This is a genomic window from Aureivirga marina, assembly GCF_015767265.1.
GTDB lineage: Bacteria > Bacteroidota > Bacteroidia > Flavobacteriales > Flavobacteriaceae > Aureivirga > Aureivirga marina.
Genome location: NZ_JADPIB010000002.1, coordinates 171,747 through 184,617 on the forward strand (window position 1 = coordinate 171,747; position 12,871 = coordinate 184,617).

Here is a 12,871-nt window from a genome sequence, read left to right on the forward strand (position 1 = left end):
ATGAATAATATTACGCCATTCTTTTATTTTATTAATAAATATCCATTTTTTTTCCTTGACGCATTCCAAATTATTTCGGCACGTTGTTTGAATACATCAAAAATATAGTTAAAAAATAATTATTAATTTAAACTAAAAGAATTATGAAAACAAGAATACTTATCATTATCGGTTTAGTTTTCAGTAGTTTTCAAATGATGGGATTTGAAAATGCTGAACAATATAGGAAAGTAAGAGCATTTGAAGAACCAATTTATTTTGTAGAAAACAATATTGAATTCTATGTTTTCTCAAATGGAGATTTTGACTTTAATGCTTTACCAGAATCAGAATGTTATTATAAAAATGGTGTAAAATATGAAGTAATTCATGATGCTTATTCGATACCAATTCGCAAAGATTATTATGGACGAATTACTTCTATTGGAAATGTACCTATCAAATATTTAAGAAATGGAAAAGTTTCTAGAATTGGAGAGGTTCGAATTAGATATCAAAACCATAATATTTGTCAAATTGGTCATTTAACAATTTCTGTAAATCCTTTCGGACATTACCATTACAAAGGATATGTAAATAGACCTCATCATCATTATTATAAAAAACATTACAAACATCACCATAAGCCTAAAAAGCATAAAAAATATTATCATAAATCTAAAAAATACGATAAACATAAAAAACACTACTATAAAAAAGAACAAAAAGATAAAAGTAGAAGAAGTCCAAACTATTCTAATTATCGAGTGTAAAAACAAAAAGCCTTATGAATTTCATAAGGCCTTTTTATATCAAAAATTTTAATTCTATTTTAAAGAGTTCTCTAAAGATGCTTTTACAAAAGCTACAAAAAGAGGATGAGGATTTAAAACTGTACTCTTATATTCTGGATGATATTGTACACCAACAAACCATGGATGTTCCGTAATTTCAACAATCTCTACAAGATTTGTATCTGGATTTTTTCCTGTTGCAGCCATTCCTGCATTTTCAATTTGCTCCAAATATTCATTATTGAATTCATAGCGATGTCTATGTCTTTCATCAATAATTTCTTCTTTATAAACATCTTTTGCAATCGAACCATCTTTTAAGGCACATTTCCAAGCTCCAAGACGCATTGTTCCTCCTTTATGCGTAATCGATTTTTGCTCTTCCATAATATTAATTACTGGATGTGGCGTTTTGCGATTCATTTCTGTAGAATTTGCTTTGTCTAATCCTAAAACATTTCTTGAATATTCAATTACAGCCATTTGCATTCCAAGACAGATTCCTAAAAATGGTATTTTCTGCTCTCTTGCATATTGCACCGCAGCTATTTTCCCTTCTATTCCTCGTTCTCCAAATCCTGGTGCAACCAAAATTCCATCTAAGTTTTTTAGTTTTTCCGCAGCATTTTCTTCTGTAAATTCTTCTGAATGTAACCAATTTACATTTACTTTCGTTTCATTTGTTGCTCCTGCATGAATTAAAGCTTCTGTAATTGATTTATAAGAATCATGTAATTCTACATATTTTCCTATTAATCCAATTTCAATTTTAGATTTTGGATTTTTATGTTTATTTACAAACGTATTCCAATCTTCTAATAATGGATTTTGTTTTGAAGTCAGATTTAAATTCTTAAGCACAACACTATCTAAACCTTCTTGAAGCATCAAATTCGGAACATCATAAATTGTTTCTGCATCTAATGAAGAAATAATTGCTTCTTCTTCTACATTACAAAATAATGCTAACTTCCCTTTAATACTCTCTGAAAGTTTATGTTCTGAACGACAAACTAATACATCAGGACTCACTCCGCTTTGCATCAACATTTTAACAGAATGTTGCGTAGGTTTTGTTTTCAACTCTCCTGCCGCAGCTAAATAAGGAACTAACGTTAAATGAATAACCACAGAATTATTCTTTCCTAAATCCCAACGTAATTGACGAACAGCTTCCACATAAGGAAGAGATTCAATATCTCCAATTGTTCCTCCAATTTCAGTAATTACAATGTCATATTCTCCAGTATTACCTAAAATCTGAATTCTATTCTTAATTTCATCTGTAATATGCGGAATTACTTGTACCGTTTTCCCAAGGAATTCACCTTTTCTCTCTTTCTCAATAACAGATTGGTAAATTCTTCCTGTAGTAACATTGTTTGCTTGTGAAGTTGGAATATTTAGGAATCTTTCATAGTGTCCTAAATCTAAATCGGTCTCTGCTCCATCATCCGTCACAAAACATTCTCCATGCTCATATGGATTTAAAGTTCCTGGATCAATATTAATATATGGATCCAATTTTTGAATGGTAACAGAATATCCTCTCTCTTGTAATAATTTGGCCAATGACGCGGCTATAATACCTTTTCCAAGAGATGAAGTTACACCTCCTGTAACAAAAACGTATTTCGTATTTTTCATGGTTGTGTTAGGTTTTGCCAAAAGTACGAACTCTATTTAAGTTGACAAACAATTATTCTTAACTATTTGAATTTATTGTTTTTACAAAAATATATAATAATTTACTAATTAACTGAATTGCAACATTTTACAATTAATTTTTATCGTAATATTAAGATATCAACCTAAAGATTTAACATTCTATGAAAATTAAATGTAACCCTATCGTTTTATTCTTTTTTTTGAATATCTTCTTTTCTTGTACAAATGACGAAATTGATACAAACCTAATCGATCCCGTTCGTCCTTATCCTGCAATTGATATTACAGGAATTAATGAACCAACCGAAATTCAAACACTTGCAACTATTTCACAATGGATGGCTCGACCTCAAGATATAACGGATGCTCATTTGTATTATGAAAACAAAAAACTAGACATCCAAGGAAACTGGAAAATGGTTTGGTATGCTAATGAACTGAAATCGGAAAAAGAAATTGGAGCAATTATTTCTAAACATAAAATCAATCGAAATACATTTAATATTTCACCTTCTTCTAAGAAAATTGCAAATTCAATAAATGAATTGCTTTCTATTTCTACATGGAACGATTTTTCTCTTCCTAATAATCATAAAAATGCACTTGAAAATATTCTTTCTTTAGAAGCTGTAAATTATCTTTCTGCAAAAAAAGAAACCATTATTGATGTTTTAGCAAATTATATTAAAAAAGATCCAAGTTTACATCTCCCTATAAAAATTTATGTTTCTGGAATTAGCAATTCAGGTAATCTGAGTTTATATTTATCTACAGCAATTTATCAAGAATTAAATACACAACTTCAAGATGTAAAATTACTCCCTAATGATGTTCGAATTGAATGTTTCACTTATAATCCAATTAATTTTACTTCTTCTAATTTTGTAAATTATTTTAATAGTTTACCTGAAAAACAAGGGAATCAACAAGAATTTATCACAATTGATTTTACTAATTTCTCTAATAATTCAGATGTTTTAAGTAATTTTTCTCTTTCGGAAAATTTTATTTCTTCTTTTTCCTATCCAATGTCTAACAATCTACAAAATCAAATTCAAAATGAATTTCAGAGTATAGCTTTAAATTCTGAAATCACAGGAATTTTTAATAATATTCGAGGAAATCATCAGGTTATTTCTGAAAATAAATTGAATAAAAATAGTTACCACGTTCCTACAACTATTTCTACTTTAGAAGAATTTAAATCTTATCTTCTTTGGAAACACGATACCAAGAATATTTTAATTACAAACAATGGAATTTGCATTCCTGTAAATCCACGAAAACATATAGATTGTCCAAATCCTGAAGATATTTTTGTTCCTCTGAAAAATCCAATTATTGATTCCTATTTGCAGTTAATTTTTAATATGCAAACTGAAAATTAATGAAAAAAATACATCAAATTTTAATTCCTTATTTTTGTGGAAAATTAGCTTCATGAGTATATATAAAGAATTAAAGTCAACAGCATTCACATCTTTAAAATTGGTTGCAATCATTTGGGTTGTATATATTTTAGATGTCATTTTATCAGGAATTTTCAATTATCCTTTAACACAGTTCGGAATTTACCCAAGATCTATCAGAGGTTTGATGGGAATTTTCGCCGCTCCATTTTTACATGGTGGATTGTATCACATTGTAAGTAATACATTACCTCTATTCTTTTTATTTACCATTTTTCTAACTATTTACAAGAAAAATGCAATAAAAATTATTCCGATTGCTATTATTTTTGTTGGTTTAATCACATGGATTATTGGTCGTAAAGCAATGCATATTGGCGCAAGTGGATTCATCTATTTCTTAGCAAGTTTTTTATTTTTTGCTGGAATTTTTGAGAAAAAAATGATTGCTATTCTAACTTCTATTTTAGTTTTCATTTTTTACGGAGGAATGTTTTGGGGAATTTTCCCAAGTCATCCATATATTTCATGGGAAGGACATTTAGCAGGTTTTATAAGTGGAATTATTCTCGCTTTTATGTTTAAACCAAAAAATGAACTTCCTGACAATGAATATCATAACGTTAAATTTTAGCCAAACTTAATTGTTTCTTGTTAAAGATTATATAATTAAAAAGCAAAAAAATTAAGCAATTTGTAACTTTAAGTAAAACCATTGCAATTTACTTTTTACAAAATGCTTAATTATGAAACGTATTTTACTTTTATTTCTTGTTTTAATTTCAATTGGTAATTTTATTTCTTGTTCAGATGATGATAATGATTATGTTATTAAAACTGTAACTATTAAAGATTCCAGTGATCCAAATAATTTAGGAGAAGAACCAAAAGACACAACAATCAATGAATTGTTGGAAATGGAAACGATTGGAACTATTGCAGAATGGATGATTCGTTCGCAAACTCGCGAAGATGCAAATGAATATTATCAAAATGAAATGCTAGACACCAAAGGAAATTGGGAAATGCTTTGGTATAACAATAAAGTTTATGAGCCTCTTTCCGTTGGAGGAATCATTTCCAAACATAAATATATTCCAAATACATTTTCTTTTGCTTCTTCAGGAATTGTAATTAATTCTGAACAAGCAGATTTAATCATTGCTGATATTTTTAGTTATGGTGAATTAAATGGAAAAAATATTGCGAAAGGTGCTGAAACTGCTTTTAATAACATTAAAAGTTTAACGGATAAAGGATATCAATCAGAAACGGAAGTTGATTTTGTCACCTTTTTTGTAGATTATATCAAAGAAAATCCAGAAAAAAATCTTCCAATAACAATTTATCTTCCAGGTGTAAGTCAAGCTGGTTCGATGGCACTTTTAACAAGTGCAGATTTATATGAAGAATTTAAAACACAACTTTCTGGAATTGATTTAAAAGCAAATGATATCATTTTAAAAGTATATGCTTTTAATTCGCCAAATTATATCACACAAGAATTTGCAGATTATTATAATTCTCTTCCAAGGTTTAAAGATGGAAGTGATGAATCTATCAAAGTTTTCTTTGAAGAATATACAGTAGATTTGGATCAAGTTTCTGCAAAATTTGCAAATAATTTTCAAGCAAAAACTACAGATATTACTTATCCAATGACACAAGAATTAAGAGATTTATTGGATATCGCATATGAAGCAATTTATGATTTAGAACAGCTAGAAAATGTTTCTTATGTTTCTATGCAAGATGCTATTAATGGAAATCATCATGTTTTAACAGGAAATTTCCAACCGAAATCGAATTTCAATGTTCCTGATACTTTAAAAACTTTTTCTGATTTTGAAGGATTTGTTACTTGGTATCATGATCACGCAAATATAATCATTCAAACTGGTGGAAAATGTTTACCAAGTGTTCCAACTGGAACGCCAATGTGTCCAGATGGAGATGGTCCAATAATTCCAGTTCATCGAGGTTTGGTAACAAATTATTTAGATCTTTTAGAAGAAAATTTACCAGAATAAACTGAAATTTACCTTGTAAACCCTGTTTTAAACCAATATAATTAAGTTTTATATTGGTTTTTTATTTTTCTAATTCTATAACTTTTTTTAAACGATAAAAAACTTTTTGAATTTTCTCTAAAGAAGTTCCAATATTCATTCGCATAAAATTCACGTAAGATTCTCCGTACCATTTCCCTGGAGTTAAACCAATTTTTGCTTTTCTAAAAATTGTTTCTTCTAAATCTTCTGGTTTTAATTCTAAATCTGAAAAATCAATCCAAATTTGATATGTTCCTTCTAGTTTAAAAACTTTAATTTCTGGACTTTCTTTCTCTAAAAAAGTGACAATCCATTGATAATTATTTTCAACATATTCTAACATTGCTTGCAACCATTCTTCTCCTTTGCTAAAAGCCGCAATTGTTGCATACATACTTAAAGAATTCACATGATTTAAAAACAAAGATTCTGTAAATGTTTTAATTTTTTCATGTAAATTTTCTTCTTCTACATAAATAAATCCATTTGAAATCCCTTGTAATCCAAAAGTTTTAGAAGGCGATCCAACCAAAGTAATATGTTTATTATTTGAAAAAGAAGCAAAACTTTTAAATTTCTCTTTGGTATAAATTATATCAGAATGAATCTCATCGCTTATCACAGTGATAGTATATTTTTCTGCCAAAGAATATATTTTTTCTACATCTTCTTTTTTCCAAACTCGACCAATCGGATTATGAGGATTACAAAACAAAAAATAACGAACATCTTCTCTTTTCATTTTTTGTTCTAAATCTTCAAAATCAATTTCATATTCATTTTTAACAATTTTAAGTGGATTTCTTAAAACATTTCTTTGATGAGATAAAATAATTTGCTCAAAAGGTGGATAAACTGGCGTTTGAATAAGAATAGATTCCTTTTCTTTAGTAAGAATTTTCACTAAAATGGAAATTGCAGTCAATAAATTATTGACTATAATAAAATTCTCTTGTTTTAAATCTATATCTTGTTTTTTCTTATACCATTGAGAAATTACATGAAAAACTTCTGAATGTACATCTTCATAAGCATAATTCTCTCTTGCAACAATTTTAGATAATTCTTTTGTAATAGGTTTTGCAATTTTAAAATCCATATCTGCAATCCAAAAAGAATCTAAATCCGAAACTCCAAAGTGTTCTTTCAAAATTTTCGGATTATTCTTTACAAAATAGGAATTCAGAATAGTATCAGAGATTTCAATCAAACTCATATAAAAGGAATATTATTTCTTTTTAGCACGAATCATTTGTTCTAACATATCCCACATTTCTTCTGGAATTTGCTCTAAGAAATTAAATTCTCCTGCTCCTTGTAACCATTCTCCTCCATCAATTGTAATTACTTCTCCATTGATATACGCAGAAAAATCAGAAAGTAAATAAGCAACTAAATTTGCTAATTCTTGATGTTCTCCAACTCTTTTTAAAGGAATTTTATTTTTTAAATCAAATTTCTCTTTTAAATCTCCTGGAAGCAGACGATCCCAAGCTCCTTTTGTTGGAAATGGTCCTGGTGCAATTGCATTCATTCGGATTCCATATTTTGCCCATTCAACCGCTAAAGAACGAGTTAACGCTAAAACACCTGCTTTAGCACATGCAGAAGGAACAACATATGCAGAACCTGTCCAAGCATAAGTTGTCACAATGTTTAAAAAAGTTCCTTGTTGCTTTTCTTTAATCCAATGTTTTCCTAAAGCAAGTGTACAATTTTTAGTTCCTTTTAAAACAATATCTAAAATTGTATCAAAAGCATTTGCAGAAAGTCTTTCTGTTGGAGAAATAAAATTTCCCGCTGCATTATTGATTAAAGCATCAATTTTTCCAAATTTTTCATTAGCGATTGTAATCATTTTTTCTACTTGCTCATAATCCCTAACGTCACATGCTATTGGTTCTATTTTTTTATCTATTTCAGCTTCAATTTCTTCTGCTGTATTTTGTAGTTTTTCAAAATTTCTTGAAGTAATAATAACATTCGCTCCTAGCTTAGCTAAATATTTGGCCATAGATTTTCCTAAACCACTTCCACCGCCAGTAATTACAATTGTTTGATTGAAAAAACTGTTCTCCTTAAACATTCCTTGTTTGTAGTTCATTTATCATTTTTTATCTAATGTATTAATTTTTTTGCAATTAGCTAGATGAAATATTTTTAAATTTTTTTGCAAATTCTGTTTGCGAACTATAAAAGTAATTGTATATTTGCCCACGCTTTTATAAAAGGAATTCGCAAAAGTAATCTAATAGATAAATAACAGAAAATACGATACTTTAAAAGATATTTACAATGAAAAGGACTTATCAACCATCGAAAAGAAAAAGAAGAAATAAACACGGTTTTAGAGAAAGAATGGCTTCTGCTACTGGAAGAAAAGTTCTTGCTAGAAGACGTGCAAAGGGTAGAAAAAGAATTTCTGTTTCTTCAGCTCCAAGACCGAAGAAATAATGATTTATTTTTTATAATATATGAGGTGTTACTTTTTTTTAGTAACACCTTTTTTTATATCTTTTTGAGTTCCAAACTATAAAATAAACAAAACAACAACACAACAAAACTAAATATCATGCCTAGAAACAAAAACATTAAGTCGATTTTAATAATTGGTTCTGGACCTATTATTATTGGACAAGCGTGTGAGTTCGATTATTCGGGCTCTCAAGCTATTCGCTCATTAAAAGAAGAAGGAATTGAAGTAGTTTTAATCAATTCTAACCCAGCTACGATTATGACAGATCCATCTTTGGCTGATCATATCTACCTGAAACCTTTGACTACTAAATCTATTCGTGAAATCTTGGAAATTCATAATGTAGATGCAGTTTTACCAACAATGGGAGGACAAACAGCCTTAAATTTATGTATCGAAGCTGATGAAAAAGGAATCTGGGAAGAGCATGGAGTTGAATTGATTGGTGTGGATATTGACGCAATTAATATCACAGAAGATCGTGAAAAATTCCGTGAATTAATGTTAGAAATCGGAATTCCAATGGCACCTCAGGCTACAGCGACTTCTTTCTTAAAAGGAAAAGAAATTGCTCAAGAATTTGGTTTTCCATTGGTAATTAGAGCTTCTTATACACTTGGTGGAGCTGGTGCTTCTATTGTTTATAAAGAAGAAGATTTCGACGAATTATTAAGAAGAGGTCTTGAAATTTCTCCTATCCATGAAGTAATGATTGACAAAGCTTTAATGGGTTGGAAAGAGTACGAATTAGAGTTATTACGTGATAAAAACGATAACGTGGTAATTATCTGTACTATTGAAAATATGGATCCTATGGGAATCCATACAGGAGATTCTATCACTGTTGCACCAGCAATGACTTTAAGTGACAGAACTTTCCAAAAAATGCGTGATATGGCAATTCATATGATGCGTTCAATCGGTGACTTCGCTGGTGGATGTAATGTTCAGTTTGCTGTAAGTCCTGATGACAAAGAAGAAATTATCGCAATTGAGATTAATCCACGTGTTTCTCGTTCTTCTGCTTTAGCTTCAAAAGCAACTGGTTACCCAATTGCAAAAATCGCATCTAAATTAGCTTTAGGTTATCATTTAGATGAATTAGATAATCAAATTACAAAAACAACTTCTGCTTTATTCGAGCCAACTTTAGATTATGTTATCGTAAAAATTCCTCGTTGGAATTTTGATAAATTCGAAGGTTCTGATAGAACTTTAGGATTACAAATGAAATCTGTTGGAGAAGTAATGGGAATCGGACGTTCGTTCCAAGAAGCATTACACAAAGCCACACAATCATTAGAAATTAAACGTAATGGTTTAGGAGCTGACGGAAAAGGAGAAAAAGATTATGAAACTATCTTACATAAATTAAAATATGCAAGCTGGGATAGAGTTTTTGTGATTTATGATGCTATCCAAATGGGAATTCCATTAAGTAGAATTCATGAGATTACAAAAATCGATATGTGGTTCTTAAAACAATATGAAGAATTACATATTTTAGAGAAAGAAATTTCTTCACACAATTTACAAACTTTACCACAAGATTTACTTCTTTTAGCAAAACAAAAAGGATTTGCAGATAGACAAATCGCTCACATGTTAGGATGTTGGGAAAGTGAAGTTTATAAGAAAAGAGATGAATTACAAATTAATAGAGTTTATAAATTAGTAGATACTTGTGCAGCAGAATTCGAAGCACAAACTCCTTACTACTACTCTACTTTTGAAAATAAAATGATTGTTAATGACGAAGCTTTCTCTGAAAATGAAAGTATCGTTACAGACAAAAAGAAAATTGTTGTTTTAGGTTCTGGACCAAATAGAATTGGACAAGGAATTGAGTTTGATTATTCTTGTGTTCATGGAGTTTTAGCTGCAAAAGAAGCTGGATATGAAACAATTATGATCAATTGTAACCCTGAAACGGTTTCTACAGATTTTGATACAGCAGATAAACTTTATTTCGAACCTGTTTTCTGGGAACATATTTACGATATTATTCGTCATGAAAAACCAGAAGGTGTAATTGTTCAGCTTGGAGGTCAAACAGCTTTAAAACTTGCTGAAAAATTAGATAAATACGGAATTAAAATTATTGGAACTAGCTTTGAAGCTTTAGATTTAGCAGAAGATAGAGGTCGTTTCTCTACTTTATTAGAATCTATGGATATTCCTTTCCCTAAATTCGGAACTGCAACTACTGCTGATGAAGCTTTAGCAATCGCTGATTCTTTAGATTTCCCAATCTTAGTTCGTCCTTCTTATGTATTAGGTGGTCAAGGAATGAAGATTGTAATCAACAAACAAGAATTAGAAGAGCACGTTGTAGATTTATTACGTAAGATTCCAAATAACACATTACTTCTAGATCATTATTTAGATGGAGCAATCGAAGCAGAAGCAGATGCAATTTGTGATGGTGAAGATGTGTATATTATCGGAATCATGGAACACATCGAACCTTGTGGAGTTCACTCTGGAGATTCAAATGCAACACTTCCTCCATTTAACTTAGGAGAATTTGTAATGCAACAAATTAAAGATCATACTTTAAAAATTGCAAAAGCATTAAAAACTGTAGGATTAATTAATATTCAGTTTGCGATTAAAGATGATAAAGTTTATATCATTGAAGCAAATCCTAGAGCATCTAGAACTGTTCCGTTTATTGCTAAAGCATACCAAGAGCCTTATGTAAATTATGCTACAAAAGTAATGCTTGGAGATAAAAAAGTGAAAGACTTTACTTTTAATCCAAGATTAAGCGGATATGCAATTAAGCAACCTGTTTTCTCTTTCAATAAATTCCCGAAAGTAGATAAAAGATTAGGACCTGAAATGAAGAGTACTGGAGAAAGTATTTTATTCATCGACAGTTTAAAAGATGATGCTTTCTACGAATTATATTCAAGAAGAAAAATGTATTTAAGTAAATAATTTACTTTTCTATAAAATTAAAAGCCAAACTATTATTTAAATAGTTTGGCTTTTTTTATTAGATCGAAATAAAACTATAATCTACGATGACTGAGCGAAGTCGAAGTCAATATTTTATTTTTCAATATATAAAATCGCTTTTCCATTTTCTAAAACTAATTTCTCACTATCTAAAATCACTTTTACGTTTTCTAAAAACACTTTTTTCATTAACTTAAAGACATAAACTTTGACTTAAATGAAAGAACATCAAGAACATTCGTTATTTAGTTTACCTGTTTTAATTGCCATGTTTGGTTATTTAGTAGATGTCTACGATATCGCAATATTCGGTATTCTTCGCGTAGAAAGTCTTCAAGATTTAGGTTTAAATGCCGAAGAAATTTCTGTTCAAGGAACATGGATTATCAATCTACAACTAATTGGAATGATTCTCGGTGGTTTTGTCTTTGGAATTCTTGGTGATAAATGGGGACGAAAAAACATTCTTTTTACTTCCATTTTTATTTATTCAACCGCAACACTTCTAAATGCGTTTGTTCATCATATCGAAATGTATATGATTCTTCGTTTTATCGCAGGTTTTGGTCTTGCAGGAGAACTTGGTGCAGGAATCACTTTAATGGCAGAAACTGTAAAGAAAAAACATCGAAGTTACGCTACTTCTCTAATCACTGGAATTGGTCTTCTCGGAGGTTCTTTAGCTTTTCTTGTTTACGATTTTACCACTTGGCGAACAGCTCTTTTCATTGGTGGTGTTCTAGGTTTCATTCTTCTTTTTGCTAGAGCAAAATTTTTAGATTCACATTTATTTGAAAAAACAAAAAACACTATAAAAGAAACACATTTAGGAAGTTTAAAACTCTTATTTTTTAGAAAAGAAATTTTAAAGAAATACTTATTCTGTCTCGGAGTTGCTGTCCCTATTCAATTTTTCTATGGAATGTTTATTTTCTTAGCAAATGAAATGACCAAAGCTTTAGGTTTTGAACAACCTGTGGAAGTTGGCGTTTGTGTCTTATGGTATTTTGTAGGAAATGCTATTGGTGATTTATTCAGTGGACCTTTGAGTTTTTACTTTAAATCTAGAAAAAAAGTAATTCGACTTCTAACTACAGGATTATTTATTTTAATGATTTTAACTTTAAGTGATGTCTTTAATACAACAAATCTTTATTATGCTTTATCATTAATCAGTGGAATTATCGCAGGATATTGGGCATTATTCTTAATTACAACTTCTGAAAATTTTGGAACAAATTTAAGAGCAACTGCAACAGTTTCAGCTCCAAATATTGTACGAGGAATTTTAATCTTTTTCTTTATTACTTATCAAACTTTAAAACCAATATATGGAGTTATTCATACAGTAATTATTTTAGCAATTATTTGTTTAATTATCTCTATCATTTCAAATTGGAAATTAAAAGAAAGCTTCGGAAAAGATTTGGATTATCATGATATTTAATTATTCATTTTATTAATTTCTTCTTTATTTAAACTTAACAATCGTGAATTTCAAATCTCAATTTTCTCAATAAAAAGAAACAA

General features: G+C 29.4%; 10 protein-coding genes. 7 read left to right on the plus strand and 3 right to left on the minus strand.

What is annotated here, in order from left to right; translation table 11 throughout:
* The first annotated feature begins 143 nt into the window (after positions 1–143).
* On the plus strand, positions 144–752 hold the full coding sequence (locus I1A51_RS04870; RefSeq protein WP_196891633.1) for a hypothetical protein: 609 nt from the start codon (positions 144–146) through the stop codon (positions 750–752).
* Positions 753–806: 54 nt separating this feature from the next.
* Here the strand turns inward: I1A51_RS04870 and I1A51_RS04875 are convergent, their stop codons facing one another.
* On the minus strand, positions 807–2,420 hold the full coding sequence (locus I1A51_RS04875; RefSeq protein ID WP_196891634.1) for a CTP synthase: 1,614 nt from the start codon (positions 2,418–2,420) through the stop codon (positions 807–809).
* A gap of 182 nt (positions 2,421–2,602) precedes the next feature.
* Here I1A51_RS04875 and I1A51_RS04880 point away from each other — a divergent pair, with 182 nt between their 5' ends.
* The 3 genes from I1A51_RS04880 to I1A51_RS04890 all read left to right on the plus strand — a co-directional run bounded on the left by I1A51_RS04880 (position 2,603) and on the right by I1A51_RS04890 (position 5,880).
* Positions 2,603–3,829, plus strand: a complete 1,227-nt coding sequence (locus I1A51_RS04880; RefSeq protein WP_196891636.1) for a hypothetical protein — start codon at positions 2,603–2,605, stop codon at positions 3,827–3,829.
* 52 nt (positions 3,830–3,881) lie between these two features.
* On the plus strand, positions 3,882–4,484 hold the full coding sequence (locus I1A51_RS04885; protein ID WP_196891642.1) for a rhomboid family intramembrane serine protease: 603 nt from the start codon (positions 3,882–3,884) through the stop codon (positions 4,482–4,484).
* A gap of 112 nt (positions 4,485–4,596) precedes the next feature.
* Complete coding sequence (locus I1A51_RS04890; RefSeq protein WP_196891643.1) at positions 4,597–5,880, plus strand: hypothetical protein; 1,284 nt, start codon at positions 4,597–4,599, stop codon at positions 5,878–5,880.
* Between the two features lie 61 nt (positions 5,881–5,941).
* Here the strand turns inward: I1A51_RS04890 and I1A51_RS04895 are convergent, their stop codons facing one another.
* Both I1A51_RS04895 and I1A51_RS04900 read right to left on the minus strand, forming a co-directional pair.
* Entirely contained in the window at positions 5,942–7,117 is a 1,176-nt protein-coding gene (locus I1A51_RS04895) for a MalY/PatB family protein (RefSeq protein ID WP_196891649.1), read from the minus strand.
* Between the two features lie 12 nt (positions 7,118–7,129).
* Positions 7,130–8,005 carry an SDR family oxidoreductase gene (locus I1A51_RS04900; RefSeq protein WP_196891651.1) on the minus strand — a complete coding sequence of 292 codons (876 nt, stop codon included), beginning with the start codon at positions 8,003–8,005 and terminating at the stop codon, positions 7,130–7,132.
* Positions 8,006–8,196: 191 nt separating this feature from the next.
* On the opposite strand from I1A51_RS04900, the gene rpmH reads away from it, so the two are divergent.
* The 3 genes from rpmH to I1A51_RS04915 all read left to right on the plus strand — a co-directional run bounded on the left by rpmH (position 8,197) and on the right by I1A51_RS04915 (position 12,788).
* A complete protein-coding gene (rpmH, locus tag I1A51_RS04905; protein WP_196885025.1) occupies positions 8,197–8,355 on the plus strand; it encodes a 50S ribosomal protein L34 in 159 nt (52 codons plus the stop codon).
* A 118-nt stretch (positions 8,356–8,473) separates the two neighbouring features.
* Positions 8,474–11,320 (plus strand): carbamoyl-phosphate synthase large subunit, encoded by a 2,847-nt coding sequence (gene carB / locus I1A51_RS04910; RefSeq protein WP_196891658.1) that lies wholly within the window; start codon positions 8,474–8,476, stop codon positions 11,318–11,320.
* A gap of 238 nt (positions 11,321–11,558) precedes the next feature.
* Complete coding sequence (locus I1A51_RS04915) at positions 11,559–12,788, plus strand: MFS transporter (RefSeq protein ID WP_196891659.1); 1,230 nt, start codon at positions 11,559–11,561, stop codon at positions 12,786–12,788.
* The last annotated feature ends 83 nt before the right edge of the window (positions 12,789–12,871 follow it).

Excerpts from the sequence above, each read along its gene's own strand:
- I1A51_RS04875 (WP_196891634.1), bottom strand. The coding sequence starts at position 2,420 with ATGAAAAATACGAAATACGTTTTTGTTACAGGAGGTGTAACTTCATCT.
- rpmH (WP_196885025.1), top strand. The coding sequence starts at position 8,197 with ATGAAAAGGACTTATCAACCATCGAAAAGAAAAAGAAGAAATAAACAC.
- I1A51_RS04890 (WP_196891643.1), top strand. The coding sequence starts at position 4,597 with ATGAAACGTATTTTACTTTTATTTCTTGTTTTAATTTCAATTGGTAAT.
- carB (WP_196891658.1), top strand. The coding sequence starts at position 8,474 with ATGCCTAGAAACAAAAACATTAAGTCGATTTTAATAATTGGTTCTGGA.
- I1A51_RS04870 (WP_196891633.1), top strand. The coding sequence starts at position 144 with ATGAAAACAAGAATACTTATCATTATCGGTTTAGTTTTCAGTAGTTTT.
- I1A51_RS04880 (WP_196891636.1), top strand. The coding sequence starts at position 2,603 with ATGAAAATTAAATGTAACCCTATCGTTTTATTCTTTTTTTTGAATATC.
- I1A51_RS04895 (WP_196891649.1), bottom strand. The coding sequence starts at position 7,117 with ATGAGTTTGATTGAAATCTCTGATACTATTCTGAATTCCTATTTTGTA.
- I1A51_RS04915 (WP_196891659.1), top strand. The coding sequence starts at position 11,559 with ATGAAAGAACATCAAGAACATTCGTTATTTAGTTTACCTGTTTTAATT.
- I1A51_RS04885 (WP_196891642.1), top strand. The coding sequence starts at position 3,882 with ATGAGTATATATAAAGAATTAAAGTCAACAGCATTCACATCTTTAAAA.
- I1A51_RS04900 (WP_196891651.1), bottom strand. The coding sequence starts at position 8,005 with ATGAACTACAAACAAGGAATGTTTAAGGAGAACAGTTTTTTCAATCAA.